This is a genomic window from Edaphocola aurantiacus (assembly GCF_019797745.1).
GTDB classification, from domain to species: Bacteria; Bacteroidota; Bacteroidia; order Chitinophagales; family Chitinophagaceae; genus Edaphocola; species Edaphocola aurantiacus.
In genome coordinates, this window is the sequence record NZ_VOSI01000002.1 from 312109 (window position 1) to 333311 (window position 21203).

21 protein-coding genes are annotated in these 21203 nt (G+C 42.8%); 15 read left to right on the plus strand and 6 right to left on the minus strand.

Features of this window, described 5'->3' with window-relative positions:
- Positions 1 to 5: 5 nt before the first annotated feature.
- Entirely contained in the window at positions 6 to 1127 is a 1122-nt protein-coding gene (gene hemW / locus FTD44_RS05960; protein WP_222165607.1) for a radical SAM family heme chaperone HemW, read from the minus strand.
- A gap of 62 nt (positions 1128 to 1189) precedes the next feature.
- On the opposite strand from hemW, the gene FTD44_RS05965 reads away from it, so the two are divergent.
- The 14 genes from FTD44_RS05965 to FTD44_RS06030 all read left to right on the plus strand — a co-directional run bounded on the left by FTD44_RS05965 (position 1190) and on the right by FTD44_RS06030 (position 14205).
- Entirely contained in the window at positions 1190 to 1654 is a 465-nt protein-coding gene (locus FTD44_RS05965) for an emp24/gp25L/p24 family protein (protein ID WP_222165608.1), read from the plus strand.
- Between the two features lie 7 nt (positions 1655 to 1661).
- Positions 1662 to 2189 (plus strand): acyltransferase, encoded by a 528-nt coding sequence (locus FTD44_RS05970; RefSeq protein WP_129020142.1) that lies wholly within the window; start codon positions 1662 to 1664, stop codon positions 2187 to 2189.
- Positions 2167 to 3582, plus strand: coding sequence for a lipopolysaccharide biosynthesis protein (locus FTD44_RS05975; RefSeq protein WP_222165609.1), 1416 nt, complete (start codon positions 2167 to 2169; stop codon positions 3580 to 3582). The genes FTD44_RS05970 and FTD44_RS05975 overlap by 23 nt, the downstream gene beginning before the upstream one ends.
- A 74-nt stretch (positions 3583 to 3656) precedes the next feature.
- Positions 3657 to 4844, plus strand: coding sequence for a GTPase HflX (gene hflX / locus FTD44_RS05980; protein WP_129020144.1), 1188 nt, complete (start codon positions 3657 to 3659; stop codon positions 4842 to 4844).
- A 3-nt stretch (positions 4845 to 4847) separates the two neighbouring features.
- Positions 4848 to 5576 carry a pyridoxine 5'-phosphate synthase gene (locus FTD44_RS05985; RefSeq protein ID WP_222165610.1) on the plus strand — a complete coding sequence of 243 codons (729 nt, stop codon included), beginning with the start codon at positions 4848 to 4850 and terminating at the stop codon, positions 5574 to 5576.
- A 191-nt stretch (positions 5577 to 5767) separates the two neighbouring features.
- Positions 5768 to 6367, plus strand: coding sequence for a hypothetical protein (locus tag FTD44_RS05990; protein WP_222165611.1), 600 nt, complete (start codon positions 5768 to 5770; stop codon positions 6365 to 6367).
- A 119-nt stretch (positions 6368 to 6486) separates the two neighbouring features.
- The gene (locus tag FTD44_RS05995; protein ID WP_222165612.1) at positions 6487 to 7098 is read left to right on the plus strand and encodes a hypothetical protein; all 612 of its coding nucleotides are present in this window, start codon (positions 6487 to 6489) and stop codon (positions 7096 to 7098) included.
- 23 nt (positions 7099 to 7121) lie between these two features.
- Entirely contained in the window at positions 7122 to 7706 is a 585-nt protein-coding gene (locus FTD44_RS06000; protein ID WP_222165613.1) for a hypothetical protein, read from the plus strand.
- 84 nt (positions 7707 to 7790) lie between these two features.
- Positions 7791 to 8525, plus strand: a complete 735-nt coding sequence (gene gldF, locus FTD44_RS06005) for a gliding motility-associated ABC transporter permease subunit GldF (RefSeq protein ID WP_222165614.1) — start codon at positions 7791 to 7793, stop codon at positions 8523 to 8525.
- A 5-nt stretch (positions 8526 to 8530) separates the two neighbouring features.
- A complete protein-coding gene (rsgA, locus tag FTD44_RS06010; protein ID WP_222165615.1) occupies positions 8531 to 9457 on the plus strand; it encodes a ribosome small subunit-dependent GTPase A in 927 nt (308 codons plus the stop codon).
- A gap of 4 nt (positions 9458 to 9461) precedes the next feature.
- Entirely contained in the window at positions 9462 to 9899 is a 438-nt protein-coding gene (locus FTD44_RS06015) for a GNAT family N-acetyltransferase (protein WP_222165616.1), read from the plus strand.
- Between the two features lie 4 nt (positions 9900 to 9903).
- Complete coding sequence (gene holA, locus FTD44_RS06020) at positions 9904 to 10935, plus strand: DNA polymerase III subunit delta (RefSeq protein ID WP_222165617.1); 1032 nt, start codon at positions 9904 to 9906, stop codon at positions 10933 to 10935.
- Between the two features lie 12 nt (positions 10936 to 10947).
- Positions 10948 to 11733, plus strand: a complete 786-nt coding sequence (locus tag FTD44_RS06025) for an SDR family oxidoreductase (protein ID WP_222165618.1) — start codon at positions 10948 to 10950, stop codon at positions 11731 to 11733.
- A gap of 252 nt (positions 11734 to 11985) precedes the next feature.
- Positions 11986 to 14205 carry a T9SS type A sorting domain-containing protein gene (locus FTD44_RS06030; protein WP_222165619.1) on the plus strand — a complete coding sequence of 740 codons (2220 nt, stop codon included), beginning with the start codon at positions 11986 to 11988 and terminating at the stop codon, positions 14203 to 14205.
- A gap of 80 nt (positions 14206 to 14285) precedes the next feature.
- Here the strand turns inward: FTD44_RS06030 and FTD44_RS06035 are convergent, their stop codons facing one another.
- The 4 genes from FTD44_RS06035 to FTD44_RS06050 all read right to left on the minus strand — a co-directional run bounded on the left by FTD44_RS06035 (position 14286) and on the right by FTD44_RS06050 (position 17931).
- A complete protein-coding gene (locus FTD44_RS06035; RefSeq protein WP_246625358.1) occupies positions 14286 to 16196 on the minus strand; it encodes a DNA topoisomerase IV subunit B in 1911 nt (636 codons plus the stop codon).
- 65 nt (positions 16197 to 16261) lie between these two features.
- A complete protein-coding gene (locus FTD44_RS06040) occupies positions 16262 to 16825 on the minus strand; it encodes an anthranilate synthase component II (protein ID WP_222165620.1) in 564 nt (187 codons plus the stop codon).
- On the minus strand, positions 16826 to 17362 hold the full coding sequence (locus tag FTD44_RS06045; protein ID WP_262901661.1) for a CvpA family protein: 537 nt from the start codon (positions 17360 to 17362) through the stop codon (positions 16826 to 16828).
- Between the two features lie 119 nt (positions 17363 to 17481).
- Complete coding sequence (locus FTD44_RS06050) at positions 17482 to 17931, minus strand: GatB/YqeY domain-containing protein (RefSeq protein WP_222165622.1); 450 nt, start codon at positions 17929 to 17931, stop codon at positions 17482 to 17484.
- Positions 17932 to 18137: 206 nt separating this feature from the next.
- Here FTD44_RS06050 and FTD44_RS06055 point away from each other — a divergent pair, with 206 nt between their 5' ends.
- Positions 18138 to 19004 (plus strand): T9SS type A sorting domain-containing protein, encoded by an 867-nt coding sequence (locus FTD44_RS06055; RefSeq protein WP_222165623.1) that lies wholly within the window; start codon positions 18138 to 18140, stop codon positions 19002 to 19004.
- Between the two features lie 618 nt (positions 19005 to 19622).
- On the opposite strand, the gene FTD44_RS06060 is transcribed toward FTD44_RS06055, so the two are convergent.
- A complete protein-coding gene (locus FTD44_RS06060; protein WP_222165624.1) occupies positions 19623 to 21197 on the minus strand; it encodes a RagB/SusD family nutrient uptake outer membrane protein in 1575 nt (524 codons plus the stop codon).
- Positions 21198 to 21203 lie beyond the last annotated feature (6 nt).

Genomic DNA, 21203 nt, shown 5'->3' on the forward strand with positions numbered 1-21203 from the left:
AGTACTTAATCAAAAAATAAATCGGCAGCAATGCCATCGGCGAACAGTTTTCCGGCAGCAGTCAGGATATACTGTTCGCCTTTTTGCTGCACACGATCACCCAGGAAGGGTTCTATTTTCTCTTCCAGATCTTTCAGATAATCTGTACCAAAACGTTTGGTTACATACTGCCGGTCTATACCCCACATGGTGCGTAATGCGGTTAAGATATACTCATTGAGCTGATCGGCTACAGACAATACTTCCCGTTCTACATTCATGATCCCTGCTTCAATGCCTTTTATATACAGGGCATTATTGGCTACATTCCACTGACGGCTTACCTGGTCGAAAGAGTGGGCAGACGGACCTATTCCAAGATATGACACGCCCTTCCAGTAATTGGTATTATGTACTGCATACTGCCCGGGTAAAGCGAAATTGGAAATTTCATAATGGTCAAATCCGGCAGCGGTAAGAAATGCCGTCATCAGCTCAAACTGTTGTGCCGCCTGTTCTGTCATTGGTGCAGGCACTTTTCCTTTGCCTACCTGGTGCGCCAGCAAAGTATGCTCCTCTACTGTCAATGCGTAGGCCGATACATGTGGTATACCAAAACGTACGGCTTTCTGCATATTCTCCATCCAGAGGGCATTGCTTAGGCCCGGTGTACCATAAATAAGGTCAATCGTTAGATTGCTGTACCCTGCATCCTGTGCCCTTTTGATGGCAGATTCTGCTTCTCCGGCCGTATGGGCTCTCTGCATAAAACGCAGATCGGACTCTTCGAAGGACTGAACGCCCATACTCAGTCTATTGATAGGAGTATGCCGTAAGCCGGACAAAAAGGTATCATTCACATCGTCCGGATTAGCCTCCAGCGTACATTCCTTAAGGTCAAGGGTATAATTCCGGTAAATTGTTTCCCATATCAGCGCTAATTCCTTTTCTGAAAGAAGGGATGGTGTGCCACCACCAAAATATACCGTTTCTACAGCTGCACCGGCCAGGTAGTCCTTGCGCAGCACCAGTTCCCGGCAGATTGCGCTCACCACGTCTTCTTTATATTTCAGTGAAGTAGAAAAGTGGAAGTTGCAATAGTTGCAGGCTTGCTTACAAAAAGGAATGTGAATATATATACCGCCCATGGATTATGTGAATCTGTATGGCAAATTTCAGTATTTTCGCTGTATTAAAAATGAAAATTACTATGCAAAAAATATTGAGCCTCCTGATGATGATTTGCTTTGGTACCGTTGCCGCCGTGGCACAGCAGTCTGCGGCCCCAAAACAACCGGCCTGCTCCGATGCCAAAGTGCATGGCAAACTGGTTTCTATCGATAAAGAATGGGAAAGCAAACAATACAAGCTGATGTACTTCAGTTCCGAAAATGTTCCGAGCAAAGCGATGGTTCCGTTTAAGTTCGAAGTAAAACAGGGTGAGACTTACCAGATCAACTATGTTGTGGGCGCACATGCATCCAAATATCAGGTAACTGTGGTGGATGAACAGATAAAAGAGGTAGTGAAGGAAAAGGGTAAAACCGTAGGTAATGACCAGATGACGGTTGTGAGCAAACAGTTTACAGCTCATTCAAACGGCGTATATATGCTTGTATTTTCACAGCAAACCAAAGCAGGCAATTGTGTAGGTATTTCTTTATTGAAAAAATAAACCCGGTATGAAACGGCTGATCCGTAAACTTTTCGGCTGGCGTGAGGGTACGCCCTTCAGCTTTTATCTTACCGATTTTGTATTTCGTAAGGTGCTCCGGCAGAATGCTTCGGCCCGATGGCCGGTGCACTTTACCAGTACTATTCATAACGGAGAGCGCATTACGGTGGGTAAGGATACTTATCCAGGAGACTCTCCGAATAATTATATCAATGCGGCCAATGGTATAGAAATAGGCAGCTATACCAATCTGGGGCCGAATGTAAGTCTGATCTCTGCCAACCATGATGCTGTTGATAATAGTGTTTCTATACCGGCAGAGCCGATCAGGATAGGTGCATACAGCTGGATCGGCAGTCAGGTTGTTGTATTGCCTGGTGTACAACTTGGCGAATTTACAATCGTAGGTGCAGGAGCTGTTGTCACCAAAAGTTTTACTGAAGGCTATTGTGTCATTGCGGGTAATCCTGCCCGTATAATCAAGTCCCTCGACAAAGAAAAGTGTTTAGCATTTGCAAGAGAAAACCCTAAATAAGATCATTTACAAAGATTCCTTTATCATCTTTTCCATAAGGCTGCTCAGCACCCTGGCGATGATAATGATCGCTTATGCTTTCTCGCACAGCCTGTCTACTACAGATTACGGGCGCTATACCAATTACTGGAACCGCTTCTACGCCTTTAATGCTTTTGCAGGGCTGGGTATTGCGGCTTTTATCTTTACTTATTCCAAAGACAAACTGATCCTGCTCTTGCGGCGGATCAAAAGAGGTCAATATATTGCACTGGCCTTATTTATGCTGGTAGCCAGCATCGCCTTTGCCGGTGTGCAGGCCCGATCGGGATATCCTGCCCTTATATCAATAGCATTTATGCTGTTGAATACACTGTGTATCATCACAGAATCTGCATTGATCATATTCCGGAAATTCCGGCAGATATTCTGGATTAATTTATTGTACCTGCTTGCCTTTCTATGGTTACATTACCGCCAGCTGCACGCTCCCTCATTTGATGCTGCCAGTTTATTCAGCAGCCTCTGCATCCTGTTTGCCGTAAAGTTGCTGGTCAGTGGGTTTTTCCTGTACGAGCGTAATGCTGCACCACAAGCAGAAGAGGTGCCTGCCGAAACTAATTACCAGAAATTATGGCTGCACCTGTACCTATTCGACATGACGCAGATACTGATGGTCTATATAGATAAGTTTGTGGTTTCTATTTTGCTGAACGAGTCTACAGCTGCTATTTATAATAACGGGTCTACGCCCATCCCTCTATTACCCATTATTTTCTCAGCAGTATCGAGTGCTTCACTGATGCAGTTTTCGAAATATGATAAAGGAGATACCGTAATGCAAACAAGCATTATGCGCAACCTGGCCAGGATATTGTCCAACTTTGCCTTCCCGATTTTTTTCTTTTTTGTGTTTTTCAGGTATGAGTTTATCGTCACTTATTTTTCGAATAAATACATTCCGTCGATCCCCATATTCCTGGCTTCACTTTTCGTCATTCCGTTGAGGATGTTCAATTACACGATTATTTTCCAGAAACATGAACGGGGAGATATTATTAATACAGGTGTACTGCTGGATATAGGTGCTACACTGGCACTGGTCTATCCTTTATACCTCTTTATGGGCCTTCCAGGTATTGCGCTAAGCTTTGTATTGGGCACTTACATACAAGCCGGTTTTTACCTATATAAAATGACCCGCATTTTACAACAACCCATACACAGGATTGTACCAATAACCAATTTGCTGATGAAGTTTCTCTTTTATGGGCTGCTGGTCTATGGTCTGTATGAAGGTTTGATCCCTTTTGTCAGACCCATAACGGCTATGCTCAGCACCATATGTGTGACTGCTGTGGTGATACTGGCCATCGTACGCAGAGAATACAGATCTGCACAACACCTCTCATAATACACAATAAAGAGTTTTTTTGAGCGCTTAGGGAATAAGCGCTAATTTTGCTATATATTAAAAACGATTAGGATTTGATAGAGAATAAGAATATCCTGGACCAGGAAGTGGACGCTGTACTGGTGGGATTGATCCAAAAGGATCAGAATGAGCGACAGGTAATGGAATACCTGGATGAGCTGGCTTTCCTGGCAGAGACTGCCGGTGCAAAGACCATGAGGAAATTTGTACAGAAATTGCCACACCCTGATAGCCGCACGTTTATCGGGAAAGGTAAGCTGGAAGAAGTTGCGGCTTATGTAAAAATGAAAAATATCGGCCTGGTTATATTCGATGATGAACTGACCGGCTCACAAATCAGTAATGTACAGAAAGAAGTAGGGGTTAAGGTAATTGACCGCTCGGATCTGATCCTGGATATTTTTGCCCGCAGAGCCAAAACGGCACAGGCCAAAACACAGGTGGAACTGGCGCAGTACCAATACATCCTGCCACGCCTGAGAGGGATGTGGAGTCACCTGGAACGCCAGGGAGGGGGTATCGGTTCCCGTGGTCCCGGTGAAACGGAGATCGAGACTGACCGCCGTCTGGTAAAGGATAAGATCAACTTACTGCGCAAACGCCTTCAGGAGATTGACAAACAATCTCAGACCCAGCGCCAGCAAAGAGGAACCTTTATCCGCGTAGCGCTGGTTGGATATACTAATGTGGGTAAGAGTACGCTGATGACGGTATTGAGCAAATCGGATGTATTTGCCGAAAATAAACTGTTTGCCACACTGGAAACCACTACCCGTAAGGTGGTGTTTGAACAGACTCCTTTCCTGCTGAGCGATACGGTTGGATTTATCCGTAAGCTGCCGCACCATCTGGTAGAAAGTTTTAAATCTACACTGGATGAGGTTAGAGAGGCGGATATCCTGTTACATGTGGTGGATGTATCACATCCTAAATATGAAGACCAGATTGGTGTTGTGGACAAAACCCTGCAGGAAATTGGTGCATTTGATAAACCGATCGTACTGATCTTTAATAAAATGGACCAGTACATCAGAGAAACCTTTGATGAATTCCTGACAGAAGAGGTAAAAGAGGACTTGCTGAAACAATTGTACCGCCGCTGGGATAACCTGACGCATGGTAATGCTTTGTTTATTTCTGCTACAGAACTGTCTAATATCGAACGCCTTCGGGAGACTTTATTACACAAGGTAAAAGAACTGTACAGCATCCGTTACCCATACATGACCAACTTCTTCTAGACTATGAACCAGACCAAATTATCGGTAAACGTAAATAAAATTGCCACCCTGCGTAACAGCCGAGGTGGCAGTAATCCTAACCTGTTGCAGGTAGCCCTGGATTGTGAGCGTTTTGGAGCAGATGGCATTACAGTACATCCGCGCCCGGATGAGCGTCATATCCGCTATGCAGATGTGTATGAGTTGAAGCAGGCGATCAGCACGGAGTTTAACATTGAAGGCAATCCTAAGGAAGATAAATTTGTGCAGCTGGTACTGGACAATAAACCGGCACAGGTAACCCTAGTGCCAGATGCGACTAACCAGCTTACCTCAAATCACGGCTGGGATACTATTAAGGAACAGGCTTTTTTACAGGAGATCATACCGGTATTTAAGCAGCAAGGCATCCGCGTATCGGTATTTGTAGACCCGGTGGTGGATATGGTAAAGGCGGCAAAAGATTGTGGTACAGATCGTATAGAACTGTATACAGAGGCTTATGCAGCCTATTTTCCTAAAGATAAAGAATCGGCCATAGCAGCTTATATAGCTGCTGCAAAAGCCGCGCAGGAAGTATCACTGGGCCTGAATGCCGGCCATGACCTGGACCTGCATAACCTTACTTATTTTGCACAGCATATTCCCGGCCTGCTGGAAGTATCAATCGGCCATGCACTGGTGAGCGATGCTTTGTATCTGGGCTTACAGAATACGGTAGCCATGTATAAGCGCTGCCTGGGCGCATATTAAATCAGCAAAACAGCTGGATGTTCAGTCCAGTATAGTACAGCAGAAAAATATTTTTCCCTGTACTATACTGGATTTTGCTTTTTTTACGTCTTATATTTAGGAAATAAATACAATATACATGAATTGACCTTTACAACTATGTAGTATTTCATATCGGATTTCATTTTTTGATCTTTGCAAAAATCAGCGACATGAATAGTAAGATCTTATCAATCCTGCTCTGCGTTCTCTCTACATCTGCGACAGCACAGCAAACCAGTTACGGCTCCAATATTATACGCCTGACACCGCTATCAGGATTTGGTCAGACGTTTAATGAATACAACGGACACTGGTCCATAGGTATGTCTTATGAGTATATCCTGGGCAGGCAACAACGCATCGGAATCTGCATACCATTCTATTACGGACTGAATGTACAAACAGATGAATTCGGATCTAATGGCATTATTATTAATAACTATTCATACCTATGGAACCCTGGTGTAAAATTTTACCCTTTTGGCCAGACAAGACTGAACTATGCGCTGGGACCGTCTGTTTTTGCCGCCTATGGCGATGCCAGCACGTACATGGGTATGGGTCGTACAGAGATCGCTACCTACAGGAAGTTCGGAATGATGATCAACAATTATCTTCATTTCAATTGCACGCCTTTATTCAATATTGGGATGGAGCTGGCCATCGGTATCAGCCCGATTAATAAACGCAGAGTTGCCTTCCAGCAGGAACAATCACTGGAGACTGCTTCTTTTATTAAATTAGGTTTCCAGGTAGGCTTTCGTTTCTGATCCGTATCATTATTTCTATCTTTGCCCTAAGACGTACCTTGTTTTTTACGTCTATACAAAAAGAGCTATAATTGCATATTCCAGATTTAAGTATTTTTTCACCGTTAAACGAGCTATCTATGTCTAAAAAAATCGCCCTTACACTATTGAGTGCTGTTGCCTTATGTAGCACCACCTCCCTGTCTGCCAGACCACCTGTGCAACAAGCCTCTGCCAGACCACTGTATGGCCCGAATATTGTACGCTTCACGCCAGTAACGGTTTTTGATAATTCTGTAGGCATTGGTTTTGCCTATGAGCGCATCCTGGACAAGGATGGTAAAATAAGCGTCAATATCCCTATATACTTAGGCATAAATACGAACAGCGGTTATTACAACGGACCTGGCTATAACAACAATACCAATTATTCCATGTTCTTGAACCCTGGTGTTAAATTCTATCCTGCCGGGCAGAGAAGAGTAACTTATGCCCTGGGTGCATCTTTATTTACTATGATGGGTGAAGACGATTATTATTATGGCGGTCCTGCAGATAAAGCAGATTATCTTAAAGCCGGCATCATGATTAATAACTATGTTCACTTCAACATTACGCCGAAATTTAACCTGGGCCTGGAGTTAGGTGTAGGCCCAAGCTACATCAATCAGTACAAAACCGCTAATTACACTAATAATGAGGGTATCGGTTTTAGCGCACAGTTCGGCTTCCATATGGGTTTCCGTTTCTAATTTAATTATAAATACTAAAAACAATGTTCAAGAAATTACTTACAGCACTGCTCGTACTGGTTATGGCAACCGGGGCAGCTACTGCTCAGCAAAACAGTTATGGTCCTAATATTATCCGCATTATGCCGCTTACCGCTTTTAACGGAGGCGTGGGTCTGGGAGCGTCTTATGAGCGTATCCTGGATAAAGATGGCAAAATAGGATTGAATATACCGTTCTCCCTGGGCTTTAATAATAATGGCGACTATAACAACGACATGAACACTACTTTCATGTTCAACCCTGGTATTAAATTCTATCCGGGCGGTCAGCGCAAGGTAACTTATGCACTGGGTGCTTCTGTTTTTACGTCGTTCGGCACAAACAATGGCTATCGATATGATATAAACCAAAGCTATCAGTATGTAAATGCCAATACGCTGCAAGCAGGTATTATGGTGAACAACTACCTCCAATTTAACCTGTCTCCGAAAGTAAACATCGGGCTGGAACTGGGTGTGGGACCTGCCTACATCGATCAGGAGAAGGATGTTACCAATAACGTAATGTACAATCACGGTCTGAATGTAATGGGACAATTCAGCTTCCATATCGGTTTCAGATTCTAAAAAAATACATATCAATGAAACTATGGGGATTACCGGATGGTAATCCCCTTTTGTTTTTATATTTTTGTGACAGATATTCAATGCATGAAAAGTATTTATTTTAAAGAGCTGAGCTCTTTTCTCAGCTCCGTGGTGGGTTATGTGGTCTTACTGGTATTCCTGGTGGTGCTGGGTTTATTTTTATGGGTGCTACCCGACAGCAATTTCCTGGATTACGGCTATGCCAGTATGGAGCAATTCTTTACTATTACACCCTGGTTAATGTTATTCCTGATACCGGCCATAACCATGCGCTCGTTTGCAGATGAATTTAAAGGGGGCACTATTGAATGGCTTTCGACCAAGCCGCTAACCTTACACCAGATTGTGGGTGGTAAGTTCTGGGCATCGTTTACCCTTGTGGTTATTGCCCTGATTCCAACGCTGATCTATGTATTTGCGATTAACTGGTTAGCTATCGAAAATGCTACGCTGGATTTCGGCGCAATTACCGGAGCTTATATCGGTTTATTACTGCTGATTGCCTCATTTGTTTCTATAGGTATATTCTGTTCTACACTTACAGATAACCAGATCGTGGGTTTCCTGCTGGCACTGATTCTGTGCTGGCTGCTCTATAGTGGATTTGAAGCCATAAGCCGTCTGCCGGTATTCTCCGGCGGTGCAGATTATTATATTCAGCTGGTGGGCATGGATGCACATTACAATTCGATCAACCGCGGCGTAATCAATACTAAAGATGTAATCTATTTCCTGAGTATAACTGCTGTATTCTGGCAGCTGACCTTATTTTCATTAAAGCGTAAAAAACTCAACTAATCTTATTGGAAGCGATCATATATAAGTCGACAGGAAGTTTTTATACCGCCATAGATGATACGGGAAAGGTGTGGATTGCACGCGCCCGGGGTAAATTCAAAATAGATAAAAGCATCAAATCTACCAATCCGATTGCTGTGGGTGACCAGGTTACCCTGCAACCGGAAAGCGAGCAGGATAGTACCGCAATCATTACAAAAATCGGTCAGCGGCACAATTATATGGTCCGCACTTCGCCGCATAACCGCCACCATAAACATATTGTTGCGTCGAATATAGACGAAGCTATTGTAGTGGCTACGATTCATAGCCCGCGCACCTCTAACGGTTTCCTGGACCGCTTCCTGATTACGGCAGAAGCATATCATATTCCCGCTACCATCGTGTTTAATAAAGCCGATCTGATAGAGGGAGAATATGTTGCCGAATGGGAGGAAAGAAAACAATTATACGAAGCGATCGGTTATCCTACATTTACCATTCAGGCTACTGACCCCACAAGTGTGCAAACGCTGAAAGATCACCTTGCAAGCAAGACCACTCTGATCAGCGGCCACTCCGGTGTGGGTAAGAGTACGCTTATCAATGCGCTCCTGCCTAATCTGGACTTAAGGGTTCAGGAGGTTTCTGACTGGAGTGGTAAGGGACAGCACACAACTACTTTTGCAGAAATGTTTGAGCTGAGCAACGGGGGTAAAATTATCGACACACCGGGCGTAAAAGAATTCGGGATTGTGGATATTGACCAATACGAACTGGCACAGTACTTTCCTGAGATGAGGGCCAAGATGCCGGATTGCAGGTTCAACAACTGTCTGCATATAAACGAGCCGGACTGTGCGGTGAAAGAGTCTTTGGGAGCCGATATCAGCATTTCCCGTTATGAAAGCTATCTGAATATCCTGGAGTCATTACCCAAAAACAATTATTAGAAGTATGAATCCTGCAGCACTGCACGTCATCAGGAGTCAGCATCCTGATTATTTAAAAGTACTGGTATTAAGACAAAAAGTATTGCGTGCACCGCTGGGCATGAATCTTTATGATGAAGACCTGAGCCGCGAAATAGATGAGCATATATTTATCTATAAAGAAAATGAAGCCATAAAAGGTTGCCTGCTACTGGCACCGGTTGCGGTTCAGAAAGGCAAGTTGCGCCAGATGGCGGTTTCAGAAGATGAGCAAGGCAAAGGAATAGGTGCAGCACTGATTCGGTTTGCAGAAGAATTTGCCAGAAGCAAACAGTACAAAACATTCGAATTACATGCCCGTATATCTGCCCTTCCGTTTTATGAAAAACTGGGCTACGAAGCAATAGGAGCACAGTTTACAGAAGTTGGCATTCCACATGTAAAAATGATCAAACAGTTATAACAAAATGGCTAAGGCAACGAAAGAGAAAGTAGATACTTTAGGAGAATTCAACCGGCTGATGGCGGTATTGAAATCTCGTCAATACAAGAATATTTATTTACTGGAAGGAGAAGAGCCGTATTATATAGATCTGCTGCTGGATTATTTTGATAACCAGATCCTGGATGCAGATCAGAAAGATTTTAACCTGATTACCCTGTATGGTAAGGACAGCGAATGGAGTGAGGTAGTCAATGCCTGTAGCCGCTTCCCGATGTTTGCAGAACATACTATAGTGATCTTAAGGGAGGCTGCCCAGCTGCGCCAGCCCGATCAACTGATTCCCTATTTCGAGCAACCGTCTGCCAGTACTATACTGGTAATCGATTATCGCGGTAAGGAGACAAACAGTAAAGACAAATGGGTAAAGCCACTGAAGGAGAAAGCCGTTATTTTCAAAAGCAACAGGCTGGCCGAAGATGATATACCTGCATGGATACAGCAATACGGTGCCATGCAACAATATAAGGTATCTGCGGAACTGGCAGAAATGCTGGCCGGATACCTGGGCAATGACCTGCAGAAAATAACGAATGAACTGGAGAAGGTAAAGATCAATGAGCCGAATATGGCCGAGCTTACCGCAGAAATGATAGAGCGCTATGTGGGCATCAGCCGGGAGTATAATTATATGGATCTGCCCAAAATGATTTTCACTAATGACAAAGTACGCATAAGCCGTATGCTTACTTATTTTGTGGCTAATCCCAAAAGTGCCCCTCTGCCTGCGTTGATGGCGACATTCTATACATTTGCAGACCGCACCTATCGCTGCTATTCTGTGCCCGATGATTATAATAACCCGGAGAGTCGTGCATTGTATTATTACCGTTCATACTCCCGGATGTTTTCCGTTACGACAATACATAAATTCATTGCCCTGCTGAATGAATTTGCTTTAAAAGCAGTAGGCATCAATATCTCAAACAAAGACGACAGTGAATTATTAAAAGAACTGGTCGGTAAATTAAACGCATTATTATACCCTCAGGGATAAAAAACAATTATCATGAATTTAGATCTGACAAATAAAAGAGCGCTTGTTGGCGGCAGTACCCAAGGCATAGGATTAGCCATTGCGAAAGAATTATCTTTACTGGGTGCGAGTTGTACCCTTATTGCCCGTAATGAAGACAGCCTTAAAACAGCTGTTGCGACATTAGATACAAGTAAAGGACAGGTACATGAATACCTTGTTGCGGACTATAGCGATTTCCGGAAAGTAGCGGCTACTGCTCAGGAATATGTGGCCGGAAAGCCTGTGCATATCCTGATCAATAATAGTGGCGGACCTGCTGCCGGACCGATTGTAGATGCGCAGCCAGAGGCCTTCCTGGACACTTTTCAGCAACATCTTATCTGTAATCAGTTACTGACTCAGGCTGTGATTCCTTCGATGAAAAAAGACGGATACGGCCGTATTGTAAATGTGATTTCTACTTCTGTAAAAATACCTTTGAAAAACCTGGGTGTATCCAATACGATTCGTGGTGCTGTAGCTTCCTGGGCTAAAACAATGAGCAATGAACTGGCTCCGTTTGGTATTACCGTAAACAACGTATTACCGGGTGCAACTGCAACTGCACGCCTGAGCAACATTATCGATAATAAAGCCAGCAAAACCGGCATAGATAAGGATGCGGCGGCACAGGAAATGATTGAAGAGATACCGATGAAGCGCTTCGGTCAACCGGAAGAGATTGCTTCACTTGCAGCTTATTTATGTTCTCCGGCTGCTGCATATCTTACAGGGGTAAGCATCCCTGTGGATGGTGGCAGAACAGGAAGCTTGTAATACAACGTTGATTTTATCTGCATATAAACAGGTCCGCGATGCATAGCATCGCGGACCTGTTTATTGATAGCCATAAACGACCTATAACTTACTGTATATCAAATGTATTGTCATTATAAATATTTCTAAAATGACACTTTAAAATTCCGTTTTTCAAACATGAAGCAAGTATGGTGAAGATAACTTTGCGGCGAAATTTCGTTCCCGTTCGGGGAGTAACCGTATTAAAAGTTTATCCACAAACAATCATTTATGTTCAGAAAATTTACGCTTAATTCATCACTAAAAAAACAGATCTTACTTACAGGAGCTGCATTAGCAAGCCTGGCTATACCGGCCACTGCACAACAATGGAATATGGTAGGCGGCGCTACACTAACTACTGTAAACGGATCTTATACCAATCTTGTAAAAGATAATGCCGGCAACTATTATGTATCATATTATGCCGGTGGTGTAAGCCAGGGTTCCGTTCAGAAGTATAATGGTACTTCCTGGAGCTTTCTGGGCGGACAGGGCGTTACACCTGGTTTTGCCACATATAATGCACTTGGTGTAAATGCCAACGGAGAAGTCTATTACAGTTTTCAGGATGGATCAAACAGTAGTAACATGTCTGTTAAGAAATTCAGTCCTGTCACCAATACCTGGACAGATGCAGGTGTTGCCATTTCCGGTGCTGTTGTCAACTATCAGAATCTTAAAATCATTCCGTCCACAAACTATCCTGTAGTGACTTATAATGCTTCCGGTATGCGGGCCAGGAAATACAATGGCAGTACCTGGACAGATGTAGGAGCATCCCCTATTGTAACCGGCAATCAGGTAAACCACGCTATGGTGGTTGGCAGTAATGATACGGTTTATGTTGCCGTGCAGATCGGTACTGCATACTCTGTATACAAAAACCATATTAACGCGAGCAGTTCCGATGCCTGGCAGCTGGTCGGCAACAGCAGTTTTACTTCTGGCGGAAGCTCTAATCAGTTTACGGTATCACTGGCGATAGATGGCAGCAACAATCTGTATATGGCTTATCGCGCATTATCTACTGATGCCAGTAAAATTGCGGTGTACAAGTATACCGCAGGCAACTGGACCAGCTTAGGTAACCAATTATTTTCTGCTAATGCTGTAGAGCATATATCTATTGCAGTAACTGCAGCTGGCGTACCAACGGTAGCTTTCCGGGAGAATAATCCTACTGATAAAACGCTGGTGTATACGCTGAACAACAACACATGGGTGTCTCTGGGAGCAGCTTCTGCAACATTGGGCAATTACAATTCCCTGATCCTGGACAATGGCACACCCGTTGTAGCTTTCTGTGAAAGTACCGGTGTAAATGGCGGCCTGGTAACGGTTAAGAAATATAGTCCAGGTGCTTCTGTAGACAGTGTAGTGGTAACTACTCAAAACGGTGTTGCAGCAAGCATCAGCACTAATGCCGGCACTTTGCAGACAACTGCTATGGTATACCAATCCAGCATAAATCAGGCTGTAAACTGGAGTATAGTACCCGTGAATGGTGCGGCTACCATTAGTACAACGGGACTGGTTACTGCCCAATCAAACGGTATGGTATATGCGAAAGCGGTATCTGTAGCAGATCCTGCTAAAATGGATTCTTTACTGATCAATATTACGAACCAGACGGTTAATATTACCGGATTGGCGGTAAGTACACAGAACAATGTACCGGCGATCATCAACACAAATGCGGGCACATTACAGGCTATTGCAACAATCACTCCTGCCAACACGACTAATCAGAATGTAAGCTGGAGCATTGTACCAGGTACCGGTACGGCCACTATATCTGCTACCGGTTTGGTTACTGCTCAGACGAATGGCACCGTGTATGCGAAAGCGGTATCTTCAGCGAATAACGGCATTAAAGATTCTATTGAAATCAATATCAGTAATCAACTGATCAGTCCAACAGGATTACAGGTATCTATAGCAAATAATGCTCCAGCTACTATAAATACGCTTGCTGGCACTTTACAGGCTGTTGTTGCTTTTGCTCCGGTTAATACCAGTAACCAGGATGTGACCTGGAGCATTGTTCCGGGAACCGGCTCTGCTGCCATATCCGCTACAGGCCTGGTCACCGCTCAGGGTAATGGTACGGTATATGCAAGGGCGGTATCGGTAATCAATGCAGCACTGAAAGATTCTGTAGAGATCATGATTACAAACCAGTCTACTAATAGTGTTCAGGATATAATGGCAAAATTCGGTTTGCGTATTTATCCTAATCCGGTGCAACATGAGTTGATCATAGACCTGAGCCAAACCGGAGCTCCCTTGAATGTTACCCTGACCGATGTTCTTGGTAATATTGTGTATAAAGGCATCATCAGTGGACATCAGCTACGCATTCCGGTGCCATATATTCCTGCTGGCATTTACTTGCTCCATATCAATGGTGAAGGATTGCAACTGCATCACAAAATCATGAAACATTAATTTACTACCCATCAATTCATAATGCAAGAGGGGATGTCTGAAAACATCCCCTCTTTATGTTTTTACTTTATCTTAATTAGTTAGGCAATCTCTTCTTCCTTAACAGTCTCTTCTTCACCCATTATCATTTCTTTTTCTACAACCAGGTTGTCAATAATAAATTTCTGACGCTGTGGTGTGTTATTACCCATATAGTATTCCAGCAGTTTCTGTATCGGTGCATCTTTGGAGATCAATACGGGATCTTTACGCATATCGTCCCCGATAAAATTACCGAACTCGTCCGGAGAGATCTCTCCCAATCCTTTGAATCGGGTAATCTCTGGTTTCCCTCCCAGTTTATACACTGCTTTCTGCTTCTCTTCTTCTGAGTAGCAATAGATGGTTTCTTTCTTATTGCGCACACGGAATAATGGTGTCTCCAGTATGTAGATGTGACCATTACGTACCAGGTCGGGGAAGAACTGCAGGAAGAATGTCATGATCAGCAAACGAATGTGCATCCCATCGACATCGGCATCGGTTGCAATTACAATGTTGTTGTATCGCAGGCCATCCATACCGTCTTCAATATTCAGTGCATGTTGCAGCAGGTTGAATTCTTCATTCTCATATACCACTTTTTTGGTAAGGCCAAAACTGTTCAGCGGCTTACCTCTCAAACTGAATACGGCCTGAGATTCTACATCACGGCTTTTGGTGATAGATCCGCTCGCAGAGTCTCCCTCGGTAATGAAAATAGTAGATGTCAGTTGCTTTTCCTGCAATGCTTCTTTATTCTTTCCACTCACCTCTTCATTAAGGTGCACGCGGCAATCTCTTAATTTCTTATTGTGCAGATTGGCTTTTTTCGCTCTCTCATTCGCGATCTTACGGATACCTGAAAGTTCTTTACGCTCGCGCTCACTCTGTTCGATTCTTTTCTTCAGTGCATCTGCTACAGCCACATTTTTATGCAGATAATCATCCAGTGCTTTAGAGAGAAAGTCCAGTACAAAGCTCTTCATGGACGGACCATCGGGCGCTATAGTAAGGGAGCCCAGTTTCGTTTTGGTCTGACTTTCAAATACCGGTTCCTGCACCTTTACCGCAACTGCAGCACAGATCGTCTGGCGTACATCAGAAGCATCATAGTCCTTTTTGAAGAAGTCTCTTACGGTCTTTACATAAGCCTCTCTGAATGCCTGCTGATGGGTACCACCCTGGGTTGTATGCTGCCCGTTTACAAAGGAAACGATGTCTTCTCCATAACTTCCGGTATGTGATATAGCAACTTCAATATCTTCTCCTTTCAGGTGAACGATCGGATAGCGCAGATCATCTTCATTAGTCTTATTCTGTAACAGATCCAGCAGACCATTTTTGGAAACGTATTTTTTCCCATTCAGGTATATTGCTAAACCGGCGTTCAGGTAACAATAATTCCATATCTGGTTCTGTACATAATCCATAATGAAGTGATAGTTCTTAAACACCGTATTGTCCGGTGTAAATGTCACTTCAGTACCATTCGCTTCTTCCGTTTTTGTTTCTTTACCTTCTTCCAGCAATTCTCCTTTTGCAAACGTGGCTGTTTTGCATTTTCCCTCACGATAAGCGGTAACAGAAAAGGAAGAACTCAACGCATTCACGGCTTTGGTACCCACACCATTCAGACCCACCGATTTCTGGAAGGCCTTGCTATCGTATTTTGCACCGGTATTGATCTTACTCACTACATCTACCAGCTTGCCCAAAGGGATACCGCGACCAAAGTCTCTTACGGTAATCACTCCTTCCTGGATAGTGATATTGACTTGCTTACCAAATCCCATGGTATACTCATCAATACAGTTATCTACAACTTCTTTCAGCAGAATGTAGATCCCGTCATCCATACTGCTACCATCACCAAGCTTACCGATATACATACCGGGGCGGAGGCGTATGTGTTCTTTCCAGTCAAGGGATTTAATACTACTCTCATCGTAGTTGCTTTGCATTTCACTCATATGACGACTTCACTGATTTTATTAAAATATGATGGCAAATTTAACTAATTGTGGCGGCTTTATATTTAAGTATTTGCCCAGTTCTTCAATATATTTAATCCCGACTCGGTCAGAACCGACTCCGGATGAAACTGTACACCGGTACAGGAGTACTTCTTATGACGGAAGGCCATAATAACGCCCTCATCAGTTGTGGCAAGGATTTGCAGGTCTGGATTGTCTTCCATCCCTGTTGCCTGTAAAGAGTGGTAACGCATCACCTTTAAGGGGTTTGATAGTCCGGAAAATATATGCTGTCCATTATGTTTTATCTGACTCGTCTTCCCATGCACTGGAAAAGGCGCTTTGGTGACCTTGCAGCCGAAATATTGTGCCAGCGCCTGATGACCGAGACATACGCCCAGGATAGGGATTTTATCATGAAAATAATCAATCACAGACATGGTCATCCCTGCATGCTCCGGATCTTTGGGGCCAGGTGATAAAATAATACGCTCCGGGTTCAGCTTAATGATTTCACTCAAACTCAACTCATCATTACGGATCATGCACACATTCTGATGCACCTGCTTCAGATAATCCGCCAGGATATCCGAGAAAGAATCGTAATTATCAATCAGTAACCACATTTACGGCAGATGATTATTTACCTTATCAAACATGCTGCCCAGTTCGGTATAGCTCTCTTTTACAAAAGGTAATACTTTACCAATGATATCAAAACCTTTAGCAGCAAAGGGTTCTACTATGGCGTAAGTCTTCGATCCGGCTTTGGTTTCCGGTTTGATCAGGCTTACTTTATCGGCCAGCCACAATACGCTGCTCCAGACAAAGGTCACTATAATGCCATACACGAGGGCTCCGGCCATTTTATTGGCCCAGCCCAGCTTTACTGTTTTCAGGCCCTTATCTATCGTTCGTGCGATCATATTAATGATAAATACTATTGCAATAAATACGACTAAATAAGACAGCATCGGTATCCATGGACTTAAGGACGATTGCTCATTAAATAAATAAGCGGATAATTTATGAGAAAATTTCAAGGCACCCAGCATGGCAATGATGACTGCGGCCAGCGAAAAGGCAGCAAAGACCAGCCCTTTCCGATATCCTTTCATCATAAACCATACCAAAAGTACAAGGTATATAAAATCAATGGGCATAAATATGCAGGTATTTTAAAGATTCAAAAGTACGAAAACAAGGGTTCCACAAAACAAAAGATTCAAACCAATGATGGTTTGAATCTTTATATCCTTTCTGAGCTATATATATTATTATATTACGCTAAAAGTCTTTTTACTGTTTCGGAGATCAATTTGCCATCAGCACGGCCAGCAAGTTTTTTGGAGGCAGCTCCCATCACTTTACCTAAGTCGGCAGCACTGGTTGCACCTACTTCAGCAATGATTGCTTTAACCTCAGCTTCCAGCTCTTCGTTACTTAATTGCGCCGGCAGAAACTTATTGATGATTTCAATCTCTTCCTGCTCCTTTTGTGCAAGGTCAGTTCTGTTTTGCTGTGTAAAAATATCCAGAGAATCCTTGCGCTGTTTCGACATTTTAGTTAATAACTTTAATTCATCTGCCTCGCTCAAAGATTCTTTCGCTCCACTGGCTGTTTGTTCAACCAATATTGCCGCCTTTATTGCTCTAAGGGTACGCAAAGCCACTTCGTCTTTAGCACGCATAGCCGCTTTGAGTTCTTCCATTACTTTTGCTTCTAAACTCATGATTATTAAAATTTAAGCAAAAGTAAACCTTAAAAAATACATTGAAAATATTTTGTTGAAATTATATCATTCTATTAATTTTTTTTTATCTTTGGATTAAAATTGTTTAACTTCAATAAAAACTTTTTAAGAGCATGAAAAAAATATTATCTACTCTAGCGTTAGCGACTATCAGCGCTTTCAGTTCTTATGCGCAGGACATCGACTTGCAGGCATTCGTATTCATCGACACAACCGGTAACCCGTTAACCGATACGGCTGACCGTACAAACACAACTAACATCAGCATCAATGCTGGTCAAACTTTCACTGGTAACGGTGACTATGCTGCACCAAACGGAGCAACTGCTGACAGTATCTATGGTACTTATGGTATGTTCACTAATGGTCCAGATGCATTAGGTAGTGGTGACCAAGTTATTTTCGTTTATTCTGGTAGCCGCTTCCTGAGAGAAGACGAGGCTGCTGCAGAAGGCGTACCATTTGCTGACAAGTATTTCTGGTTAAACCAATTAACTTTAAGTGCTGCAGTAGAATCTCCAAACATTGTTGGTCGTTTCTCTTACTTACCAGTTGACAGCATTGGTATGTTAATGGATTGGGATATGTGGGTTGACAGTGGTAAAATGTCTCTGAAAGGCAGACCACACGATACTTATGTAACTGGTAAAGCTTATGGTTTCTTCATGAGAATTTATGGCTTAGGTGATGCAAATAACCCAACTAACATCGATGCAGTTCCTAAAAACAACCTGTACGTTCAGAAAGTAATCTGGAACGGTGGTGTAGGTCTGAAAGATATGCTGGCTAAAACTAAGCGTGAAAACTTAGTAGTATATCCTAACCCAGCTACAAGCGAAATCTCTTTTGATTATAACTTCAAAGTAAATACTACTGCTGTATTAACTATCAGAGATATCACTGGTAAAACAGTTCGCGCAAACAACTACGGTCGTCAGACTGCTGGTGCAAGAAACTTCAAATATGATATTTCTGGTTTAGCTGCTGGTACTTATACAGTTGAGTTCGTTACTGGCGAAACAAACGCTGTTAGCAAAATCGTTATCAAATAAGCTGATTAAAAGCTAATATAAAAGGGCGCTATTCTTTGAGAATAGCGCCCTTTTTCTGTCTAAAAGAAAGTATTAAGGAATGTCTGCGATGTGTGTTATTAATAGCTATTTGATACGCTCTGTATCTAGTAGTCAGTTATGAATGATTCTCATTTTTGCCGTACATTAATCCAGCTAGCACCTATTTCTTCAGTATAGAACAGTCTTTGCCTCAATATATAGCATTCTACGAATAGCAAGCGATCCCCTTGTAGTCAAAATCAAGTCCTAAATGCTAAAGAGGGTGTTATACTTCCTTACTCTGGTCCGGCCATAAACAGAACAGTAAACCTGATAGCAATAAGCCAGCACTATAAGCCTGATAAATGCTGTATGATACTTAAATACACTTATAAACATTTGATGCGGATGCCATACCCTCTGTCGTGTATCATAAAAAGGCCAAATTGGCACATTTAGGAGCCTTGAAACCGTATAGACAAGGTAGAAGACTAAGCATGCATTAATCCTCTTAAAATGAGCACAATTAACTCTTCTCCACCAATTAAACGTTCATTATACTTTAATAAAAAGGGCGCCGATGTATCGGCGCCCTTTTTATTAAAGTATAATAGTTTATTATGGATTTTGATAAACTCCCAGGTTCTGATTTAATTCAGATCCAGGAATTCTCCAGTTAATCTTAACATCAGTAGCGTTAATTACCATGTTATCTGAACCGATAATAGAAGCTACAAACCCAGAAGAACCTCTGTTGATAGCAGCTAAAGAAGTCACACCACCATCAAACTTAGCCATTTGACGCTTAGCATCGAAATATCTGAAGCCTTCACCCCATAACTCGATACGTCTTTGACGCCAGATTTCCTGTACTACAGAGTTTTTAGTTACCAGGTTAGTAGTTGCATAAGAAGGGTCACGAGTAACCACAAACTCAGCTAATAAAGCCTTAGCATTATCCAGATTACCTCCCTGTTGTGCTATAGCTTCTGCTTCGATCAGGTACATTTCCGCAGTTCTCATCATCGGATAATCCGCAATGAAGCTAGTTTTAGAATTTGCATAGAATTTCTTCTGCGTTCTACGAGCATAGATACCAGATGGATTAGATAACCACCATTGTCTTCTGATATCTGTATCCGGAATTCTTTTCAGGAAAGTATCGATAGTACCACCACCATTAAATATGGAGTTACCAACGATTTTTTGAGAACCTGTTGCATAAGCTTTCAGATCTGGATCCATATGAGACATAAATGACGCATAAACACCATTTTGCTCAGCATTGATCACTAAACCCCAGATCCATTCTCTGTTCGAAACCTGGTTGAAACCATTCAGCAATTCAGCACCAGACATCAGTGTCCAGGTCTGACGTGCGTCATGAGCCATAGTAGCTGCTTTAGTCCAGTCTTGTTGATATAATGCAGCTCTTGCATAGATACCTTTAGCTACATTGATATTGATCTGAGATTTATCACGACGAGCTGGTGTTCCTGGCTTCTCAAAGTTTGCGATAGAAGAATCCATGTCACGATTGATCTGATCAATCACATCTTTCATACTAGCGCGTGGATTACCCACTTTAGTAGGAGCTGTATAAATAGGCACACCTAACGCCTGAGCAGGAGTTGCAGCACCTATAGTACCAGTTCTTGAAGAACCATTAGCTATAACATACTGACCATCAATGCTGCGATAAGGGAACTGGTAACATTGAATCAACTGCAGGTAAGCCCAGCCACGAAATGCATACGCTTGTGCTTTGATTTCATTTTTCTCTTCTTCTTCACCTGTTGCAGCATCAATATTTTGCAGAATAAAGTTAGCATTATTGATAACAGCATAGTAAATGCTCCATTGATAAGAACTACCACCACGAGCATCGTTCCAACGCACAGCTGAAGTGATGAACCAGTTTGAACCGTAATTAGACAGGCCCATATCTTCACACATTAACTCGTAAGTCATGTTGATTGAAGGCAAGCTGAACTGATCATGATCATCAGCATCAAACAGTCTTCTGGTCATACCATTAATTACCGAACGGGCACCACTAACATTTTTGAACACATCTTGTGTGATCGCCTGGTTGGTAGGTTTGGTATCCAGGAAGGATTTCTTACATGAGGTTGCGCCTAAAGCTAATGCCAGAGATAAACCCGCAAACCCGAATATTTTATTGATTTTCATTTTAAA